This is a genomic window from Mycobacterium sp. AMU20-3851, assembly GCF_043974665.1.
Taxonomy (GTDB): Bacteria; Actinomycetota; Actinomycetes; order Mycobacteriales; family Mycobacteriaceae; genus Mycobacterium.
In genome coordinates this window covers 5361152-5380849 of the sequence record NZ_CP146371.1, presented here as the reverse complement: position 1 = coordinate 5380849, position 19698 = coordinate 5361152, and the positions used below count along the sequence as shown (strand labels likewise).

At 67.7% G+C, this 19698-nt stretch carries 21 protein-coding genes; 11 read left to right on the top strand and 10 right to left on the bottom strand.

What is annotated here, in order from left to right; translation table 11 throughout:
- Positions 1 to 9: 9 nt before the first annotated feature.
- Positions 10 to 804 carry an acyl-CoA thioesterase gene (locus tag V4U86_RS25780; RefSeq protein WP_395308684.1) on the top strand — a complete coding sequence of 265 codons (795 nt, stop codon included), beginning with the start codon at positions 10 to 12 and terminating at the stop codon, positions 802 to 804.
- On the opposite strand, the gene V4U86_RS25775 is transcribed toward V4U86_RS25780, so the two are convergent.
- On the bottom strand, positions 789 to 1553 hold the full coding sequence (locus V4U86_RS25775; RefSeq protein WP_395308683.1) for an SDR family oxidoreductase: 765 nt from the start codon (positions 1551 to 1553) through the stop codon (positions 789 to 791). The genes V4U86_RS25780 and V4U86_RS25775 overlap by 16 nt on opposite strands.
- A gap of 150 nt (positions 1554 to 1703) precedes the next feature.
- On the opposite strand from V4U86_RS25775, the gene V4U86_RS25770 reads away from it, so the two are divergent.
- The 3 genes from V4U86_RS25770 to V4U86_RS25760 are packed head-to-tail and all read left to right on the top strand — an operon-like array spanning position 1704 to position 3459.
- The gene (locus V4U86_RS25770) at positions 1704 to 2306 is read left to right on the top strand and encodes a sigma-70 family RNA polymerase sigma factor (RefSeq protein WP_395308682.1); all 603 of its coding nucleotides are present in this window, start codon (positions 1704 to 1706) and stop codon (positions 2304 to 2306) included.
- Positions 2307 to 2320: 14 nt separating this feature from the next.
- Positions 2321 to 3049 (top strand): SDR family NAD(P)-dependent oxidoreductase, encoded by a 729-nt coding sequence (locus tag V4U86_RS25765; protein WP_395308681.1) that lies wholly within the window; start codon positions 2321 to 2323, stop codon positions 3047 to 3049.
- Positions 3050 to 3063: 14 nt separating this feature from the next.
- Positions 3064 to 3459, top strand: coding sequence for a cupin domain-containing protein (locus tag V4U86_RS25760; RefSeq protein WP_395308680.1), 396 nt, complete (start codon positions 3064 to 3066; stop codon positions 3457 to 3459).
- Between the two features lie 145 nt (positions 3460 to 3604).
- On the opposite strand, the gene V4U86_RS25755 is transcribed toward V4U86_RS25760, so the two are convergent.
- Positions 3605 to 4027 carry an STAS domain-containing protein gene (locus V4U86_RS25755; protein ID WP_395308679.1) on the bottom strand — a complete coding sequence of 141 codons (423 nt, stop codon included), beginning with the start codon at positions 4025 to 4027 and terminating at the stop codon, positions 3605 to 3607.
- Between the two features lie 234 nt (positions 4028 to 4261).
- A complete protein-coding gene (locus V4U86_RS25750) occupies positions 4262 to 5515 on the bottom strand; it encodes a DNA polymerase domain-containing protein (protein ID WP_395308678.1) in 1254 nt (417 codons plus the stop codon).
- A 55-nt stretch (positions 5516 to 5570) separates the two neighbouring features.
- On the opposite strand from V4U86_RS25750, the gene fadD2 reads away from it, so the two are divergent.
- Positions 5571 to 7250: a long-chain-fatty-acid--CoA ligase FadD2 gene (gene fadD2 / locus V4U86_RS25745; RefSeq protein ID WP_395308677.1), complete on the top strand. Its 1680-nt coding sequence runs from the start codon at positions 5571 to 5573 to the stop codon at positions 7248 to 7250.
- A gap of 46 nt (positions 7251 to 7296) precedes the next feature.
- Positions 7297 to 8076 (top strand): SDR family NAD(P)-dependent oxidoreductase, encoded by a 780-nt coding sequence (locus tag V4U86_RS25740; protein WP_395308676.1) that lies wholly within the window; start codon positions 7297 to 7299, stop codon positions 8074 to 8076.
- Here the strand turns inward: V4U86_RS25740 and V4U86_RS25735 are convergent.
- Complete coding sequence (locus V4U86_RS25735) at positions 8052 to 9245, bottom strand: MFS transporter (protein ID WP_395308675.1); 1194 nt, start codon at positions 9243 to 9245, stop codon at positions 8052 to 8054. The two genes, V4U86_RS25740 and V4U86_RS25735, sit on opposite strands and share 25 nt — an antisense overlap.
- Positions 9242 to 9952 carry an SDR family oxidoreductase gene (locus V4U86_RS25730; protein ID WP_395308674.1) on the bottom strand — a complete coding sequence of 237 codons (711 nt, stop codon included), beginning with the start codon at positions 9950 to 9952 and terminating at the stop codon, positions 9242 to 9244. The genes V4U86_RS25735 and V4U86_RS25730 overlap by 4 nt, the downstream gene beginning before the upstream one ends.
- A gap of 137 nt (positions 9953 to 10089) precedes the next feature.
- On the opposite strand from V4U86_RS25730, the gene V4U86_RS25725 reads away from it, so the two are divergent.
- Positions 10090 to 10713 carry a TetR/AcrR family transcriptional regulator gene (locus V4U86_RS25725; RefSeq protein WP_395308673.1) on the top strand — a complete coding sequence of 208 codons (624 nt, stop codon included), beginning with the start codon at positions 10090 to 10092 and terminating at the stop codon, positions 10711 to 10713.
- Between the two features lie 72 nt (positions 10714 to 10785).
- On the opposite strand, the gene V4U86_RS25720 is transcribed toward V4U86_RS25725, so the two are convergent.
- Positions 10786 to 12984, bottom strand: coding sequence for an acyl-CoA dehydrogenase (locus V4U86_RS25720; protein ID WP_395308672.1), 2199 nt, complete (start codon positions 12982 to 12984; stop codon positions 10786 to 10788).
- 207 nt (positions 12985 to 13191) lie between these two features.
- Between V4U86_RS25720 and V4U86_RS25715 the strand changes: the two genes are divergently transcribed.
- Complete coding sequence (locus V4U86_RS25715) at positions 13192 to 13314, top strand: hypothetical protein (protein WP_395308671.1); 123 nt, start codon at positions 13192 to 13194, stop codon at positions 13312 to 13314.
- 157 nt (positions 13315 to 13471) lie between these two features.
- On the opposite strand, the gene V4U86_RS25710 is transcribed toward V4U86_RS25715, so the two are convergent.
- The 3 genes from V4U86_RS25710 to V4U86_RS25700 are packed head-to-tail and all read right to left on the bottom strand — an operon-like array spanning position 13472 to position 16199.
- The gene (locus V4U86_RS25710) at positions 13472 to 14416 is read right to left on the bottom strand and encodes a 2-hydroxyacid dehydrogenase (protein ID WP_395312213.1); all 945 of its coding nucleotides are present in this window, start codon (positions 14414 to 14416) and stop codon (positions 13472 to 13474) included.
- Positions 14417 to 14424: 8 nt separating this feature from the next.
- Entirely contained in the window at positions 14425 to 15558 is a 1134-nt protein-coding gene (locus V4U86_RS25705) for an alpha/beta hydrolase (RefSeq protein ID WP_395308670.1), read from the bottom strand.
- Positions 15555 to 16199: a TetR/AcrR family transcriptional regulator gene (locus tag V4U86_RS25700; protein ID WP_395308669.1), complete on the bottom strand. Its 645-nt coding sequence runs from the start codon at positions 16197 to 16199 to the stop codon at positions 15555 to 15557. The genes V4U86_RS25705 and V4U86_RS25700 overlap by 4 nt, the downstream gene beginning before the upstream one ends.
- 63 nt (positions 16200 to 16262) lie before the next feature.
- Here V4U86_RS25700 and V4U86_RS25695 point away from each other — a divergent pair, with 63 nt between their 5' ends.
- Together V4U86_RS25695 and V4U86_RS25690 are read left to right on the top strand one after the other, a co-directional pair.
- A complete protein-coding gene (locus tag V4U86_RS25695) occupies positions 16263 to 16838 on the top strand; it encodes a VOC family protein (RefSeq protein WP_395308668.1) in 576 nt (191 codons plus the stop codon).
- Positions 16839 to 17028: 190 nt separating this feature from the next.
- Positions 17029 to 18000 (top strand): IS481 family transposase, encoded by a 972-nt coding sequence (locus V4U86_RS25690; RefSeq protein WP_395308667.1) that lies wholly within the window; start codon positions 17029 to 17031, stop codon positions 17998 to 18000.
- 24 nt (positions 18001 to 18024) lie between these two features.
- Here the strand turns inward: V4U86_RS25690 and V4U86_RS25685 are convergent, their stop codons facing one another.
- Complete coding sequence (locus V4U86_RS25685; protein ID WP_395308666.1) at positions 18025 to 18633, bottom strand: TetR/AcrR family transcriptional regulator; 609 nt, start codon at positions 18631 to 18633, stop codon at positions 18025 to 18027.
- An 81-nt stretch (positions 18634 to 18714) separates the two neighbouring features.
- Between V4U86_RS25685 and V4U86_RS25680 the strand changes: the two genes are divergently transcribed.
- Positions 18715 to 19593: an oxygenase MpaB family protein gene (locus V4U86_RS25680; protein ID WP_395308665.1), complete on the top strand. Its 879-nt coding sequence runs from the start codon at positions 18715 to 18717 to the stop codon at positions 19591 to 19593.
- The last annotated feature ends 105 nt before the right edge of the window (positions 19594 to 19698 follow it).

Here is a 19698-nt window from a genome sequence, read left to right as displayed (position 1 = left end):
GGAACGCCGATGACTGTGCTCGACAACGGAATCGCATTGGAGCGCACCGGGGACGGGGTGCTGCGCGGGCGCACCGTGCCGGAGTGGGCCAACATGGTCGGGCCGTTCGGCGGCATCACCGCGGCAGCCCTGGTGCGGGCCATCGAACTGCAGCCCGACGTACACGGCCTGCCGGTCGCGTTGACCGCGAACTACCTGGCCCCCATCGTCGACGGCCCCTTCGACATCACGGCGCGGGCGGTCCGCACCAACCGCACCAACCAGCACTGGTATGTCGAACTCAGCCAGGACGGTGAGGTCAAGACCACCGCGACGGCGGTCTTCGGTATCCGGCGCGACACCTGGGGTGACACCGAACTGGTCCGGCCCTCCGCACCGGCACCCGAGGACGTGCCCGCCGGTGGCCCCGGGCCCACCTGGATGAACAACTACGACATGCGCTACGTCGCGGGCGGCATCCCAACCGAGGCCGACGGCGAGTCCGCTTCCTCGGAAACCCTGTTGTGGTTGCGCGACAATCCGGCCCGGCCTTGGGATTTCGCTGCGCTGGCCGCCGCCTGCGACGTGTTCTACCCGCGGGTGTTCCGGCGACTCGGGCGGTGGATGCCCGCCGGCACCATCTCGTTCACTGTGTACTTCCACGCCGACACCGACACCCTGGCCGCCCAGGGATCGGACCACGTGCTGGCGCGGGCACAGGCCCAGCAGTTCTCGGCCGGCCACTTCGACCAGTCCGCCCAACTCTGGGCGACCGACGGCGCGTTGCTGGCCACCAGTCACCAGATCGTCTACTTCAAGGGATGAGCGCTCGCGGCGAGTAGCCACTCCTCGAACTGCGTGCCGAACAGCGTCGCTCCGGGACCGGGCACCAGGGTGTCGTCCTGCAGGTGCGCCCCCCAGTACCGCGATTGCGGATCGGCCACCACGGTCCGCTGGTCGCCGCGCGCGGTGAGCGCGGTCCGGATCAGTTCGTCGAGCCGATAGCGTTGCGGCCCTGCGACATCGGCCATACCGTTCACCGGGTTGCCGAGGGCCGCGATGGCCACCGCCTCGGCGACGTCGGCCGAGGCGATCGGCTGGAACTGCACCGGTGCCAACCGGACCAGGTCGCCCTCGGTCGCGGCATCGGCGATGCCCCGGACGAACTCGAAGAACTGCGTCGCCCGCACGATCGTGTACGGCAGCCCGCTCGCCCGGATCAGGGTTTCCTGTGCCAGCTTGGCGCGGAAGTACCCACTGTCGGCGGCCAGCCGGTCGGTCCCCACCACCGACAGCGCCACATGATGGCCGACGCCCGCGGCCACCCCGGCGGCCAGCAGATTGGTCGTGGCGGTGCGGAAGAACTCCATCGCCGCGTCATCGGTGAAGGACGGTGAATTCGACACATCGACGACCGCCCCGGCACCGGCCAGCGCGTCGTCGAGTCCTTCGCCGGTGAGGGTGTTCACCCCGGTGGCGGGCGCGGCGGCGACGGCCTCATGGCCGTGCTCGGCCAGCACCTGCACCACCTGGGATCCGATCAGGCCGGTACCCCCGATCACAACGATTTTCATGGTGAAACCTCCTGTCGGTGGGGCGGGATCGACGCCCATCCACCAGAACGGCTGCATGTCGCCGGAGTCATCCGTGGCCGGACCACGGGCCCGAGACCACGAACAGTCAAGGGCGCGCCCCGGTGCCGCGTGGGAGAACTCTGGACTGCGATGAACGCCGAGAGCCCCACCCCCGAGACCGATGCCGAACTGGCTGCCCGGTTCGCGCGGGACACCGCGCCGCTGCGGACCGCCCTGATGCGTGGCGCGCGCAGGCTGACGCGCTCCGAGGCCGATGCCGAGGACCTGCTGCAGGACGCGCTGATGCACGCGTTCATGGGTTTTCGGGGATTCGAGCCCGGCACCAACCTCAACGCCTGGTTGTTCCGCATCATGCACAACCGGTGGATCAGCGGCCACCGGATGAAGCAACGGCGCCCGGCGGAGTACGCGACAGACGCGATCGCCGAGCTGGAACAGGCCATCGGACCGGGGCGCAGCGTGCGCTCCGCGGAGGCCGCGGCCCTGGACATCCTTCCCGACGCCCGGCTGCGGGCCGCCCTGGCCGAGCTGCCGGAAGGGTTCCGGATCGCGCTCTACTACGCGGACGTCCAGGGCCTGACCTACGCCGAGACCGCGGCGGTGATGGGAACGCCGGTGGGCACCGTCATGTCCCGGGTGTTCCGCGCGCGGGCCCAGCTGCGCCGGAAACTGGCCGGGACCGCCGCCGACCGCGGCATCCGCCGAATCGAGCTCGACCAACAGAGCGCATGAGAGAAAGGTTTTCCATGGCAACACAATTGGCCGGCCAGACCGCACTGGTCACCGGTGGTACGGCAGGAATCGGGCTGGCCTGCGCGCGGCTGCTCGCCGAGGCCGGCGCCACGGTACTGATCACCGGGCGTGACCGCGCGCGGGGTGAGGCTGCCGCGCAGTCACTGGGCTCCGGTGTCCGTTTCATCCGCGCCGATATCGCCGATCTCGACTCGGTGGCGGCGCTGGTGGCGCAGAGTTCCCCGGTCGACATCCTGGTCAACAACGCGGCCAGTTTCCCCGGCGCGCTGACCGTCGAGCAGGACGTGGCGTCCTTCGAGTCCACCTTCGACACCAATGTGCGGGGGACGTACTTCCTGGTTGCCGGGCTGGTCCCGGGCATGCTGGCACGCGGATCCGGAAGCATCATCAATGTCACCTCCATGGTGGCGTCCAAGGGAGTGGCCGGCGCGTCGGTGTACAGCGCGTCCAAGGCCGCCGTGGAATCGCTGACCAGGACGTGGGCCACGGAGTTCGGACCCGGCGGGGTGCGGGTCAATGCGGTGGCGCCGGGCCCGACCAACACCGAGGGTGTGGTCGCCGAGTGGGGCGACACCAACGACGAACTGGGCCGGGCACTTCCGCTCGGGCGCACGGCCGAACCGACCGAGATCGCCGAGGCGGTGCTGTTCCTCGCCTCGTCCGCATCGAGTTTCATCACCGGAGCAACGCTGCCCGCCGACGGCGGCGGCGTCGCGGCCTGAGAAGGAGAACGAGGATGTCTGATACCTGGCGCACCGCATTGACAGTGCTGCAGGAGGCCCAACCGGAGATCCCGGCCGGCGCCCACGTGATGACCGTCGTCATCGAGTTCCCGCCCGGCGACGCCGGCACCCCACCGCACCGGCACGCCGGGCCGGCGTTCGGGTACGTCATCGAGGGCGAGATGTTGTTCGAACTGGAGGGTCAGCCGCCGCGGGTGATCAAGGCCGGGGAGGCGTTCTGGGAGCCCGGCGGCGACCTCATCCATTACAGCGACGGCAACAACCGCACCGATATCCCGAGCCGGTTCACGGTGACCATGATGTGTGTGCCCGGCCGTCCGATGCTGGAACTGGTGGACGAGGGTGAATTGGAACAGCGCAAGGACCGGCGCTGGCGACCACCGGCCTGAAAACGTCCTGACAGCGATGAGCCCTCCCGCCGGTCGGCGGGAGGGCTCATCGGAGGAGTAGGGACCCTAGCGGGCGTGCTTGCGGTGACGGCCCATCAGGGCGGTCAGCCAGCGAACGTCGAGCAACATCTTCGGTTCCGCCTTTCTATGCGGTCTTGTGCAGGAGCGGCAGCAGCCGGCGCCGGGCGAGCGTGCCCTCGGCGAAGTGGTGCAGCGCCTCCGGGACGGAGGCCGTGATGGGGAATGCGTCGTCGAGCAGTCGCAGGACGGCGAGCACGGCCGGGCTTGCGACCAGGGCCCACTCGACTCCTGCGAGGTCGCACTCATCATCGAGGGCGTAGAGGAGTGACACACCACGCGCGGACAGGGACGTCACGTCACTCAGGTCGAGTGCGAACGGCTTTTCCGCGAGGACCAGTCGGCGGACCTTCTGGGTGAGTCGATCGAAGTTGTCGTCATCGATGACACCGGAGACGGTCACCACCATGGCGAGGTGGCGGCACTGTGCTCGTAACTCGGCGCCGTCGCACTGGACCGCCGGGTTCCCGTAGCGGAATGCGATCGTCATGTTCGCCTCCCTTCTGGCTCTGACCTGTCGTTGTTGGACTGATACCGAAGTTATCGGCGTAATTTAAGGTACTTGGGAGTAGTGATTGAGACTTTGCTAAGAAGATAGTCTGAGAGCCGGGTAAGGGTTCGCTGAGCGAAATGTAAGTGGTTGCGCCGCAACGTATTTCGATTTCATGTTTGATTCCGCAAATTGGCGGGTACACCTTACCGCCGAGTAGCCTAGATCCCGGGTTCAGTGCTTGAACTGATTACCCGAATAGTTCTGCCAAGGCGAATAATCGGCGATCAACGCCTCCTGGGGCGGTCGCAGGTGCTCCGGCACATGCTGCAGATTGATCCTGACGCGGTACCAGATCGAGCTCGGCCCGCGCATACCGTCGATCAGCACATCGACGGGCTCGAGCAGTTCAGCGGCCTCGCGGTGACTGCCGCGCCACACCTCGAGCGCGGCCATCGCCTCGTCCCTGGTTTTGGTCCGGGCGACCTCGATCAGCGGCATCTGCGACGCCCTGCGACCGTCGACACTCTTCCGGCTGGGTGGCTTCTCCGCAGGTCCGAGCATCTCGGCGAGGTCGAGCAGACCGGTCAGCTCACCGGGATGGGCATCCATGTCGGCCCACGGGTCGCCGATGGCGCGGAACCGTGCGGGCACGGTCGCCACGGTGAACGTCTCGGGCCGGCAGTCGGGCACCTCGTCCCAGAACAACGGGGTGGACACCCGGGCGTCCGGCCTGGCCCGCACCGAGTAGGCGGAGGCGACGGTGCGGTCCTTGGCGTTCTGGTTGAAATCCACGAACACCCGGGCACCGCGCTCCTCCTTCCACCAGCGGGCGGTCGCGAGATCGGGCGCCCGCTGCTCGACGACCCGCGCCACGGTCTCCGCGGCCAGCCGGACCTGCTTGAACGGCCAGTTCGGGTGGATACGCGCATAGATGTGGAAGCCGCGGGAACCCGACGTCTTCGGCCAGGAGGTCAGTCCGTACTCCTCCAGCACCTCTCGGGCGAGGGCCGCGACCGCCAGGATCTGCTCCCACTCCACGCCGGGCATCGGGTCCAGATCCACCCGCAACTCGTCGGGATGCTCCAGATCGTGCGCCCGCACCGGATGCGGGTTGAGATCGACACACCCCAGCCCGACCGCCCATACCAGGCCGGCCGGTTCGGTGATCACGGCCTCCTTCGCCGAGGTCCCGGACGCGTACTTGAGCTCGGCGACGTCGACGAAATCCGGCCGCTTCTCCGGTGCGCGCTTCTGGAAGATCGCTTCCTCGTCGATGCCCTTGACGAAACGTTTCAGGATCATCGGCCGGTTGTGTACCCCGCGCAGGGCGCCGTCGGCAACGGAGAGGTAGTACTCGACCAGATCGAGTTTGGTGACATCTGCCCGCCCGTCTGCACCCGGGAAGATCACCTTGCCGGGGTTGCTGACCGAGACCTCCCGCCCGCCCACCTCCAGCGTCCTGCGATTGCCTGCGGCAGCCCCCATGCGGCCATGCTAGTTATCTGTCCCCACTCGACACGAGTCACATATTGTGGCGTTCATGCCCAGCCTCACAGATCTGCCCGCTCAGGCGGCGGCGAAAGCCCAGCTGTTACTCGGCCGTGGGGCCGCGGAACTGCATTACGCACGCAAGATGTTCGAAGCCGGAGCCCTGCGCATCGAGTCGCCGCAGGCCATCGCGGCACTGCTCGCCGACATCCGGCGCTGGGGCGAGATCGGGATGATCCCGGCGCTCAACGCCCGTCGGCACCCGGATCGTCTCGCCTGTATCGACGACGACGGCGAGTTCACCTTCGGTGAGCTGGACCGGGCGGCCAATGCGGTCGCCAATGGCTTGCGCGCCAAGGGAGTCAAGGACGGCGACGGTGTCGCACTGCTGATCCGCAACCACCGGTGGTTCCTGGTGGCGCTGTACGGCGCGGCCCGCGTCGGAGCCCGCATCATCTTCCTCAACAGTGAGTTCTCCGGCCCGCAGATCAAGGAGGTGTCCGAACGCGAGGGCACCGCGATCATCATCTACGACGATGAGTACACCGCCGCGGTCGCCCAAGCCGAACCGGAGCTGGGCAAGCTGCGCGCACTGCCCACCAACCCCGACAAGCCCGAACCGTCGGGCAGCACCGACGAAACCCTGGCCGACCTGATCTCCCGTAGCAGCAAACAGCAGGCCCCCAAGGTCGGCAAGCACGCGTCGATCGTCATCCTGACCAGCGGCACCACCGGCACTCCCAAGGGCGCCAACCGGCAGTCGCCGCCGTCGCTGGCTCCGATCGGGGGAGTGCTCTCTCATGTGCCGTTCAAGTCCGGTGAGGTCACCGCGCTGCCGGCGCCGATGTTCCACGCGCTGGGGTTCCTGCACGCCACCATCGCCATGATGCTGGGCACCACGTTGGTACTGCGCCGCCGGTTCAAGCCGGCCACCCTGCTCTCCGACGTCGAGAAGCACAAGGTGACCGCCATGGTGCTGGTGCCGGTGATGCTGTCGCGCCTGCTCGACGAACTCGACAAGACCGAACCCAAGCCGGATCTGTCCAGCCTGCGGATCGTCTTCGTGTCCGGTTCGCAGCTGGGCGCCGAGCTGGCCACCCGTGCGATGCGGGAACTCGGTCCGGTCGTCTACAACCTGTACGGCTCCACCGAGATCGCGTTCGCGACCATCGCCCGGCCCCGGGATCTGTCCATCAATCCTGCGACGGTGGGCCCGGTGGTCAAGGGCAATGTGGTGAAGTTGTTGGACGACAACGGGGTTGAGGTTCCCCAAGGTGAGGTCGGGCGGATCTTCGTGCGCAACACCATCCCGTTCGAGGGGTACACCGGCGGCGGTGGCAAGCAGATCATCGACGGCATGATGTCCTCCGGCGACGTCGGCTACTTCGATGAGCACGGACTGCTCTACGTCTCCGGCCGCGATGACGAGATGATCGTGTCCGGCGGCGAGAACGTCTTCCCCGCCGAGGTCGAGGATCTGATCAGCGGGCACGCGGAGGTGGTCGAGGCGACCGCGATCGGTGTCGAGGACAAGGAGTGGGGCCACCGGCTGCGCGCCTTCGTCGTCAAGGCCGAGGGCGCCTCCGTCGACGAGGACGCGATCAAGGCCTACGTGCGCGACAACCTGGCCCGCTACAAGGTGCCGCGCGAGGTGATCTTCCTCGATGAGTTGCCGCGTAATCCCACCGGCAAGATCCTCAAGCGGGAGTTGCGCGAGATCGAGGTCGATTAGCCCGCCGCACGGAATATCGCGGCGAGCGCCGGGGTAGTACCTCAGCGTGAACATCGATCTGACCGGTAAGACCGCACTCGTCACCGGCTCGACCCAGGGCATCGGGTTGGCCATCGCTCAACAGCTGGCCGCCGCCGGTGCCCGGGTCATCGTCAATGGCCGTACCCAGGCGCGCGTCGAGGAGGCGGTGGCTGCTGTCGGCGGCGATGCCGTCGGGGTCGCCGCCGATGTGGCCGAGGAGGCCGGTGCCGCGGCGGTCGTCGAGCAGTTCCCCGACGTCGATGTGCTGGTGAACAACCTGGGCATCTTCGAGGCGGTACCGGCCCGCGAGATCACCGATGAGCAGTGGCGGCGCTTCTTCGAGGTCAACGTGCTCGCGGCGGTCCGGCTGATCCGTGCCTATCTGCCCCACATGACCGAAAAAGGCTGGGGCAGAGTCATTCAGATCGCCAGCGACTCGGCGGTCGTGACACCGGCGGAGATGATCCACTACGGGGTGTCCAAGACGGCGCTGCTGGCGGTGACCCGCGGTTTCGCCAAGGACGCGGCCGGCACCGGGGTGACGGTGAACTCGGTGATCGCCGGCCCGACGCATACCGCGGGGGTGGAGGACTTCGTCTACCAGCTGGTCGACAAGAACCTGCCCTGGGACGCGGCGCAGCGCGAGTTCATGCGGTTGCACCGGCCGCAGTCGTTGATCCAGCGGCTCATCGAGCCCGCCGAGATCGCGAACATGGTGACCTATCTGGCCTCGCCGCTGGCCTCGGCGACCACCGGCGGGGCGCTGCGGGTCGACGGCGGCTACGTCGACGCCATCCTGCCCTGAGTGCGGGCCACCCGTAGCGGGAGGACGAGTAGGAGCGCCAGCACGGTCAGGGCAGCGGGCATCGAGCCCAGCCCGACCATCCCGAAGCGGTCGACCGCCCAGCCGCCGGTGAGTGCTCCGACGGCGATGCCGAGGTTGGCCGCCGAGATGTTCATCGTCATCGCGAATGCCGGCGCTTTGGCTCCCGCCAACGTCACCCGCACCTGACTGAGCGTGACACCCGCGGTGTGCATGAGGCTCCAGAGGGCGAACGGGATCGCGGCCGCCAGGATCGAACCCCCGGTCCATGCTGCCGCGTTGACCGCCACGGCGAGCACCACCGCCGCAAATGCGGATGCGGCGAGCGGGAACCGGTCGGCGACGCGTTCGGCGGCGACGTTGCCCGCGACACCGACGGCGCCGAACAGCAGCATCGCGAGCGCGAGACCACCGGCGTCGAGACCGATGGCGTCCTCCAGCCACGCCCCGAGATAGGTGTAGGCGGAGAACATGGCGGCGAAGATCACCACCGACAGTGCGAGGTGACCGAGGAACCGAGGCCCGCGGAGCACGGCGAGGTTACCTGAGACAGGTGGTGGCGGGGCGGACATCTGGTTGCGCGGGAACAGGATTGCCACCGCGGCCGCGACGGGTAGGGACACGACAGCCAGCACGACGAACGACAGTCGCCACTGGCCGCCCTGGGCCAGTGCGATACCGGCCGGCAGCGCGATCAGCACGCCCAGCACGAAGCCGAGATTGGCCCGGGCCAGCGCACGGCCACGCGTCCCGGCAGGTGTGTGCCGCAGGACCTCGGCGGTGCCGACTCCGATGAGAGCCGGTAGAAACGCACCCTGTATTGCCCGCATCACCAGCACAAGAGTGAAGTCCGCGGCGACGGCGATGACGCCGTTGCCCATACCGAACAGCACCAGCACCGCCGTGAGCAAGGTGGGTGCCGGGACACGGCTCACCGCCAGTGTGACGAACGGTCCGGCGACCGCCGCGGCGATCGCGAACACCGCGGTCAGCTGCCCGGCGGCCGAGAGCGGCAGGGTGAAGTCGGCCGCGATCGGTGGCAGCAGGCCGACGACGATGAACTCGGTCGCGACCACCAGCATGATCGCGGGTGCCAGCAGCAGGAGCACCCGACGCAGATCCCGGTCGGCGTCCGCGCCGACGCGCGTCACGCGTTGGCGCCGCCGTCGATGGTCACTCCGGCTCCATTGATCGATCCCGCCTCCGGCCCGGCCACGAATGCAACCAGCGCGGCCACGTCCTCGGGTGTGCCGTAGCGCGGAATCGCCATGAGCGCCTTCTGATCCGCGGCTTGCGGACCATCGGCGGGGTTCATATCGGTGTCGGTGGAGCCAGGATGCACGACGTTCACCGTGATTCCGCGGGCGCCCAGATCGCGCGCCAGACCCTGCGTCCAGCCGATCAACGCGGCCTTGCTCGCCGAGTACAGCGCCATCCCCGGCCCGGGCACGCGGGACGCCAGGTTGCTGCCCGTGGAGATGATGCGGCCGCCCTCGGGCAGGTGTGCCAGCGCAGCCTGCGATGCGAGCATCACCGCACGCACGTTCACATTCAGGGTCGCGTCGATGTCCTCCAGCGTCATCTCCTCGACCGAACCGCCGCGGTATATACCGGCGTTGTTCACCAGGATATCCAGTCCGCCAAGGGCTTCGGCAGCGTCGTCTACTGCCCGACGGACCGACGCGGGGTCGTCCGCCGACATCTGGACCGCGACGGCTCGACCGCCGCGGCCGGTGACGGCGTCGACGACCGCCTGTGCCGCGTCGGCCGAACGTTCGTAGCCGACTGCCACGGCGGCGCCCTCGGCGGACAGCCGGCGGGCGATGGCCGCCCCTATTCCGCGGCTCCCGCCGGTCACAAAGGCTCTCTTCCCGTCTAGCTTCGGCATCGCATGCTCCATTTCTGTAGTGATCGATGCAAATATATGGATACCGCGCTGCCGGCGTCAAGGGTTTCTGTATCATTCGATGCAGAATGCGGTGAAGGATGGTTCCGATGGCGGCTCGCGGACGGCCGAGGGAGTTCGACAGGACGGCTGCGCTCGAGCGCGCGATGGAGTTGTTCTGGGAGAAGGGCTTTGAGGGCACATCCATTGCCGACCTGACCTCGGCGATGGGTATCGGGCCCACCAGTCTGTATGCGGCGTTCGGCTCCAAGGACGACCTGTTCCGCGAGGCGGTGGAGCACTACGGGCACAGCGCCGGCGCGGAGATCTGGGCGGCGGTGACGGCGGCCGACACGGCCTACGGTGCGGTCGAGGCCTATCTGACTACCACGGCACGCGCCTTCACCCGGGGTGACTGCCCGACGGGTTGCCTGGTGGTGCTGTCGGCACTGCACGTCAATAGTGCGACGGAGGCGCTCCGGGCGGACCTCGTGGACAAGCGCGAGGCCAACACCGCCGACTTGGCCGAGATGCTGGCGCAGGGTGTCGAGAACGGCGAGATCCCGCCGACTGCAGATACTTCCGCGATCGCGCGGTTCTATGTGACGGTCCAGCAGGGCATGTCGATCCAGGCGCGGGACGGAGCCGACCGGGCCACGCTGGAGACGATCGCCCGATCGGCGCTCGCGGCGTGGCAGCCGCTGGTCGCGTCAACGCGGGAGATCCTGCCCTGACGCGCCGGGACTACGGTTCATGGTGCGCTTCTCGCGAAAACGCACCACAAACCGTAGTCCCGGAGGACGGGTTTACGGGTCGCGGGGCAGGCCGAGCAGACGTTCGGCGATGATGTTGAGCTGCACTTCGGTGGTGCCACCGTAGATGGTGGTGGCGCGGCTGAACAGCAGTCGCTCCGACCACTTGCCGGGCGCCTGCTCCTTATCGCCGATGATCGCGTCGGTGCCGAAGGAGGACACCCCGAACTCGGCGTAGCCCTGACCGGTCTTCATGGACAGCAGCTTGGAGATCGCCGCGGCCGGCATCGGGTCGCCACCGGCCAGGGTGAGCAGCGTTGAGCGCAGGTTGAGCACCTTGGCGGCGTAGCCCTCGGCGATCAGCTTGCCGGCGTGGTTCTGCTCGATCTGGTCGAAGTGCCCGTCGCGGATGAACTCCACGAATTGCTCAAGGCTGGCCAGGAACGGCGGCTCGGCGCTGCCGATCGAAACCCGCTCGTTGGTCAGGGTGTTGCGGCTGACCTCCCAGCCGCGGTCCACCTCGCCGAGCACCATCGAGTCCGGCACGAACACGTCATCGATGAAGACCGTATTGAACATGGCGTCGCCGGTGAGCTCGCGCAGCGGCTTCACCTCGACTCCCGGCGACTTCATGTCGATCAGGAAGTAGGTGATGCCATTATGTTTCGGCGCGTCCGGGTTGGTGCGGGCCAGCAGTGCGCCCCACTGGGAGAACTGCGCGCCGGTGGTCCAGATCTTCTGCCCGGTGATCCGCCAGCCACCGTCGACCTTGATGGCCTTGGTGGTCAGGCTGGCCAGGTCGGAGCCCGCACCGGGCTCGGAGAACAGCTGGCACCAGATCATCTCGCCGCGGAATGTCGGCGGCAGGAACTGCTGCTGTTGCTCGTCGGTGCCGTAGGCGACGATCGACGGGATGATCCAGGCGGCGATGCCCATCTGCGGGCGTGCCACCCGGCCGGCCGAGAACTCCTGGGCGATGATGATCTGCTCGATCGGTGCGGCGTTGCGGCCCCACGGCTTGGGCAGATGCGGCTGCACCCAGCCACCCTCCGCGATCGCCGCGTTGCGTTCTTCGCGCGCAATGGCTTTCAGTGCCGCGACCTCGGCGCGGATCTCGTCACGGACCTTCTCGGTCTCGGGATCCAGGTCGATGTCGAGCTTGCGCAGACCCGTGCCGGTGGCGGTGTCGACAACCTGCTGCGGATAGTCGGCGGCCCGGCCGAAACCGGCCACCAGGGCCAGCGCGCGGCGGTAGTAGATGTTGGTGTCGTGCTCCCAGGTGAACCCGATGCCGCCGTGCACCTGGATGCACTCCTGGGCGCAGTGCTGTGCCGCGACCGGAGCCAACGTGCCCGCGACGGCGGCCGCGAACTCGTACTTGGAATCGCTTTCACCGTCGCGGAATTCGTCGAGGGCGCGGCTGGCATCCCACACCGCGGCGGTGGCCCGCTCGGTCTCGGCGATCATCCCGGCGCACTTGTGTTTGATGGCCTGGAACTGGCCGATCGGCCGACCGAACTGTTCACGGATCTTGGCGTATTCGGTGGCGGTGTCGGTGGCCCAGCGGGCCACGCCGACGCATTCGGCGGACAGCAACGTGGAGATGAGCGCCCGGGCATGGTCGCGGCTGAGGTTGGACAGCACCCGGGTCCGGTCGTCGGCGGCGACCTCGACCCCGTTGACCCGTACGTGCGCCACCGGGCGCAGCGGGTCGATGCTCTTGACCGGCTCGATCTCCAGCGCGCCGGCGTCGAGCACGATCCATTCCTCGCTGCTCTCGATCGACACCGGCAGCACCAGCAGCGAAGCCTGCGCCGCACCCGGCACGGCGCGAACCTCCCCGCGAATGACGAGCTTGTCGCCCTGGCGGGTGGCGGTCAGACCGGAGTCGATCGCGTAGACCGCGATGGTTTCACCGGACGCGAGGCCACCGAGCAGCGGGGATTCGGCGTCGTGCGCGGAGATCAGTGCGCTCGCGATCGCCGACGGGACGAACGGGCCCGGGACCGCGCCGTAACCGAACTCGGCCAGGGTGACGGCGAGCTCGAGGATGCCGAAACCCTGTCCACCGACGTTCTCGGCCAGGTGGACGCCCTGCAGGCCCTGCTCGGCGGCGGCGTTCCAGTACGGCGGGGGATTGGTGATCGGTGTCTCGAGGGCCTCGTGCAGAACATCTGCCGGGGCGACCTTGGCCACCAGTGACCGGACCGAATCGGCCAGGTCATTGTGTTCAGAGTTGATCGCGATGGGCACGCTTAACCTCCATGGGCAACATCCCTAATAACCGGTCGGTTGGGACCGAGGGTACCTCGGGGTGACGTGTGCCACCTCAGGGTGTCCGTCAAGTGCGACGTCCAGGGTCCGGGCGCTGTCTCACAGCGAGACTGTCGGGGCCGCATCGCGTCCCTGGTGTGGAGGACACAAGCACCGATCGGTGTTCGCGCGGAGGGAGATCACCGGATGGCCATCGAATCGATGGCGGGGCTCGGTCTCACGGTCCATTCGCTGATCCGGTTCGCCCGCGTCCACGATCACGGGTGGACGCCCGAGCCGGTGCGGCCCTCTCCTCGAAACAAGCTGTGAGACCGTCGGTTCCGCACCCGTACCGGCGGTGCGGCCAGGGGAACACCGATAGGTTCTGCCGGAACACAGCGGGGTCGACCGGCGTTGCGCTCGTGTCGTTCATGCCGATCAGTCTGCGCCGGTTGATGTTCCGACAACGTGCCACTTTGGGACACTGTCACCGCGGCGCGTTGACGACGTGGGCCAGCGGTTCGCCGTCCCGCATCCGGCGGCAGTTGTCCACCGCGATCCCCAGATAGCGGCGCATCGTATCGGCGGTATACCAGGTGACGTGCGGGGTGAGCACGACGTTGTCCAGCCCGAGCAGCGGATTGTCCGCGGCGACCGGTTCGACGTCGAACACGTCCAGTCCGGCGGCGGCCAGCCGACCCGTCCGGAGCGCGTCGGCCAGGGCACCCTCGTCGACGATCGGGCCGCGTGCGGTGTTGACCAGCACCGCGCCCGGCTTCATCGAGTCGAGCGCCGCCCGGTCGAGAAGGTGATGGGTGGCCTCGGTGAGCGGCAGGTGTAGCGAGACGATGTCGCTCTCGGCGAGCAGGCCGGCCAGCGGCCGCCAGTCCGGCAGGCCGTCATCGCGGGTGCTGGTGTGCAGAACCTGCGCGCCCAGTGTCCGCAGCACGGTCTCGACCTGCTTGGCGATGTTGCCGTAGCCGACCAATCCGACCGTGCAGCCGCCGATGTCACGCACGGTCTCACCCAGGCTGGGGTCGGACGGCCAGCCGCGTCCCTCGCGGGTGGCGCGGTCCAGTTGCGGTAGCCGGCGCAGCGCCGCCAGCATCAGCAGCAGTGTGCCCTCGGTGACCGACGGCGCGTTGGCGCCGGGCATGTTCGCGACCGCGATGTCGCGCCCGGTGGCGGCGGCGACGTCGATGGTGTTCACCCCGGCGCCGAGCTTGTGCACCAACCGGCAGCGGGCCGCCCGTTGCAGGTCGGCGGCCGACAGCGGGCGCAGCACGTGCCAGACCACGTCGACCTCGGGCAGCTCGCGGTACAGGGTGGCGTCGTCGTCCTCCGCGCACCACCGGATGTCGAGCCAGTCTGATTCCGGGGCAACGAAATCCAGGACTTTCCGGCCGGGAGTGAAGTGGGCCAGAACCTTGATCTGGCGCCCTAGCGCCACCTCTTCGCGATCCACTTGGCGATGGTATCGGCCTGCTCGCTGCGAGCGCCCGGGGTGGTGAAGTAGTGGTCGGTGTCGATCGACAACTGTGTCTTGTCGGAACCGGCCAGCGCGTCATGGATCCGTTGCGCGTCGGAGGGATAGACCCCGGTGTCCTGGTCGGCGTTGATGACCAGCGCCGGGCAGTCGATGAGCGCCAGGTGCGGTTCGGCGCGGGTCTGGGCGTGCCGCAGGCTCCACATCCCGATCCAGTTGCGCAGCGTGCAGGCCGCCGCGATGCCGTGGGCAGACCGGTTGGCCTTGACCGGCGGGCCGGCGTAACACAGGTTGGGCTGGCGCCGGGTCGGTTCCAGGGTGGGATCGACCATCCGCGGGTCCGCCCAGGTGCGCATCACGGTGAAGGGCCGGTCCGAGTAGCCGGCTGCCTGCACCCGTTTGAGTTCGGTCTCCGCCCAGTCGGTGATGGCCTCGTTGCGGGCGATCTGTGCCGCGCGGTAGCGGGCGACGAAATCGGCGGAGTAGGGCGGGCCGTTGCGCTCGTCGAACAGATCCAGGCTCGGGTCGGTGGACAGCGCTTCACTCTCGTCGGTGACCGAGGCATCCATCCACGCGGTGAGCACGTCCGGCCGGCCCGGGTGCGCCGCGCTGGCCACATAGCCGTCCGCCGGCACGAGATCGGTGAGCCCGGCGGCCGGGCGCATGCCCTCCAGCGGCGTCACGTGGTGGTGCACGGCCTGAGCCTGATAGGCCGCCATCAGTGACCCGCCGCCGGAGTTGCCGAGCAGCACCACGGTCTCGATGCCCTGCACCTCGCGCAACCAGCGCACCCCGACACCGATGTCGACCAGCGCGTGGTCGAGCAGGAAGGAACTCTCGAAGCCACGGAACCGGGTGTTCCAGCCGAGGAACCCGATGCCTCGGGTGGCCAGGTAGTCGGCGAGATAGTGCTCGGAGAAATCGATCTGGTAGTGCGTGGCGATCACCGCGACCTTCGGTTTCCGGCCGACCCCACGGTGGTAGAGGCCCTGGCACGGATGCCCACCGGCACCGGCCCGGCGTGCGGTGGGGGAATCCATCCCGACGAATTCCCGGGTGACTCCCGGCGTCGGGCCCTTCGTCGTCATGGCTGTCCGGTCTCCTTGTGGTAGATCGTGCGGTAGAAGATCGCGGCCAGAGTGGCCACACAGGCGTCGTCGTCGGCGGTCTGTGCCCCGGCCCCGGCGAGTTGGGCGTAACAGAACTGGTTCAGCATGGACACCAGTGCGACCGCTATCAGGTGGGCGTCATCGCCCGCGCAGTAGCCGTCGCGCTGGGCCTGCTGGACCATCTTGGTGATCAAGGTGATGGGCAGCGCGCAGATCTCGGACCAGTATTGCGCGAAATCATCACTGACCATTGCCAATTGAGAAACTGCGATGATCTCGGCCAGACGATGCCGGTAGGTGTTCCAGTGTGCGGCCGCCGCAGCGTGCGCACGCTCGGCGTTCGTCAGGCCCGGTTCGCCGGCAGCCAGCACGCGATCTCGGGCCTCATCGCGGAACCGGACGGCCCAGTCCCGGACCATGGCCTCCTTGGAGTCGTAATAGTTGTAGTACGACGCGGTGGACCGGCCCGCCTCGGCCGCGATGTCGGCGACGGTGGTGGCCAATATGCCCTTGCGGGCGACGACGGTTCGGGCCGCGGCATCGATCGCGGCCTGGGTCTGTCGCCCGCGGGCGGTGGGCAGCTCTACCCGAGCGGTCACGGAAACCCTCCGGTCTTTCATTGTCCGAACCTGAATCTGATGTTAGATTCAGTTTTACTTCTGCGCCAGATCTCGGGAGCCGACATGATCAAGCCATCGAACCCCAATTCCGAATTCCAGCTGGGCGGCATCAACCATGTCGCGCTGGTGTGCTCGGACATGCAGCGCACGGTGGACTTCTACTCCGGCGTGCTCGGGATGCCGCTGGTCAAGTCGCTGGACCTGCCCAACGGTATGGGGCAGCACTTCTTCTTCGATGCCGGCAACGGCGACTGCGTGGCGTTCTTCTGGTTCACCGACGGACCCGACGGGGCGCCGGTGGTGTCCTCCCCGGCGGCGTTGCCCGGGATCGGCGAATTCACCAGCGCGGTGTCCACCATGAACCACCTGGCCTTCCACGTCCCGGCCGAGCAGTTCGACGAGTACCGGGAGAAACTCAAGGCCAAGGGGGTCCGCGTCGGCCCGGTGCTCAACCACGACGACAGTGAATGGCAGGCCTCGCCGACACTGCATCCCGGCGTGTACGTCCGGTCCTTCTACTTCCAGGACCCCGACGGCATCACGCTGGAATTTGCTTGCTGGATCAAGGAATTCACCGAGGACGATGTCGCCACCGTCCCGAAGACCGCGGCCGACCGCCGGCCCCGGGCATCTGTCTAGGGGGCCTTGGCCGCGAGATTGCAACTACCGAGAACTTTTGCGAGTGGGTGCCGCGATAACTGCAATCTCGCGGGACTTCGGAGGGGCTAGCTGTTGTGACCTTGGAGGTTGTTGACGGCGTGGCGGCTTGAAATGGGGAGGACCTCCTGACGGAGTGGATGTGTCTGGCATCTATCCGTAGGAGGTCCTCGTGTCTCACGTTAACGCCCGCACCAACCTGTTCGCACGTCGCTTGATCGTGGAGCGTGTCGCCGCGGGCTGGCCGCCAGCTCATGTCGCTGAACAACTGGGCATTTCGCGGGCCACGGTCTATAAGTGGCTGCGCCGCCATCGAGAGGGCGGTGAGGAGGCGTTGGCCGACCGGTCCTCGCGTCCGCACCGGATGCCGACGCGCACCAGTGCACACGTCGAGCGCAAAGTGCTCAGAGCTCGGCAACGCCGCAAGCGCGGCGCGGTCGTGCTGGCCGCCGAGCTCGGGATGCACGCCTCGACGGTAGGCCGGATCTTGGCGCGCCATCAGGTGCCGCACTTGAGTGCGATCGACCCGATCACGGGGCAGCCGGTGCGCTCGTCGCGGCGCAGCCCCAACCGCTATGAGTACCGCACCCCAGGAGCAATGGTCCACGTCGATGTCAAAAAGTTGGGACGCATCCCCAAAGGTGGAGGGTGGCGCCTGCACGGCCGCGACGCGAAGGTGTCAGTTGCCAACCGGCACAAGAAGACCAAGATCGGCTATGACTATGTGCACACCGCGATCGATGACCGCACCAGGCTGGCATACAGCGAAGTACTGCCCGACGAGAAAGACCTCACGTGCGCAGGATTCTTGCACCGAGCGATGGTGTGGTTCGCCGGCCACGGTGTGCGGGTGCGGCGGCTGCTGACGGACAACGCTTTGGTCTACCGGCGCGGCACCAATTGGGGCTGGGTGTGCACGGCCTGGGGAGTGCGACGCAGGTTCATCAAGCCCGGCTGCCCCTGGACCAACGGGAAAGCCGAGCGTTTCAACCGGACCCTGCTCAATGAATGGGCGTACGCCCGGCCCTGGACCTCCAGCAGCGTCCGCAAACGAGCACTTGACCGATTCCTGCGCCGATACAACACTCAACGAGGCCACTCCGCCCTCGGCGGGAAACCACCCATCACCAGACTCGCCGCCTGACAACAACCTGTCAGGTCACAACAGCTAGCCGCGCCGGGGGTCGGGGAAGGTATCCAGCACCGAGGTCAGCAGATCGATGAGTTCCTCGGCGCTCAGTCCGATCGCACCGGTCAGCCAGCCGTTGATGGTCTGACTCACCCCGCCCACCACGAAGTGGGCGATGGCCTTGATCTGGTCGCTGTCGTCCTGCCGGAGCACCGTCTGCGCGTGTTGGCCGGCCAGCACCGCGAAGAATCCGCCGAGTTCGGCGCGTTTGCGCACCAGCACGGCGTTGGACAACTTGGTGTCGAACAGCAGGCGCCCGATGCGGGCGTCCTCGCCGATGGTGCGGACCAGGTTGGTGATGCCCGCCCGGTTCTGTTCGGCCGGGCCGACCGAGGCCACGGCCTCCTGAGTGGTCGCGGCGATGCGGGCCACCACCGAATCGAACACCGCGGACACGAACTCGTCCTTGTCGGCAAAGGCCTCGTAGAAGTGCCGGGTGGCGATCCCGGACTCACGGCAGATGGCGCGCACCGTGAGCTCGGCGTCCGGGCCGGTCAGCAGATCGAGGCCGGCCGCGAGCAGACGGTCGTGCCGGTCGGCGACGCGCTGTGCGGCCGCCACCCCGCGGTAGGGCCGGACCTGGGACACCCGACCATCTTGACACCTGTTCTGCACCCGGGGCAATATCAGGAAACCTACGTTTCCGCTTTACGGCTCCCAGGGGTGTCAATGACGATCATCGAGCGTCCGATCAACGAGACTGTCCGGGTTCCGGCCCGCCGGAAGCGTTGGGGTGCAAGCTTCGATGACGGGCTGATGGGGGTTGCGCTGCTGGCCGGCCCGGCAAACGTGATCATGCAGCTCGCCCGGCCCGGCGTCGGCTACGGCGTGCAGGAGAGCAAGGTGCACAGCGGCCGGGTCGACCTGCACCCGATCAAGCGGGCCCGCACCACCTTCACCTACCTGGCCGTGGCGGGCCGGGGCTCCGAGGAGCAGAAGGCCGCATTCCGCCGTGCGGTCAACAAGGCCCACGCGCAGGTGCGCTCCACCCCGGAGAGCCCGGTGGAGTACAACGCGTTCGACAAGAATCTGCAGCTCTGGGTGGCCGCCTGCCTGTACAAGGGCTCCGTCGACGTGTACCGGCTGTTCATCGGCGAGATGGACGAGCAGACCGCGGACCGCCACTACCGCGACGGCATCACCCTGGGCACCACGTTGCAGGTGCCCGCCGAGATGTGGCCGGCCGACCGGGCCGCCTTCGACAAGTACTGGCAGGAATCGCTGGACCAGGTGCACATCGACGACACCATCCGCGAATATCTGTATCCGATCGCGGTGGGCCGGTTGCGTGGTCTGGCCCTGCCCGGCCCGTTGCAGCGATTCAACGAGAACCTGGCCTGCCTGATCACCACCGGTTTTCTCCCGCAGCGGTTCCGCGACGAGATGCAGCTGCCCTGGGATCCGAAACGTCAGCGCCGCTTCGAGCGACTGATGAAGGGGCTGCGGGTGCTCAACAACATCGTGCCGGGCTTCGTGCGGCAATTCCCGTTCAACGTGTTGCTCAAAGACCTGGACTGGCGCATCCGCACCGGCCGTCCGCTGGTCTGAGGGGACCGCCGTACCCTTTGCTGAGGCCGCCGCTTCGGGGTCTGCCCAGCCGCGTCATCCGTGGCTGCTGCCTGCGCCGCTACCGCCGGCGCGGGCAATCGGCGG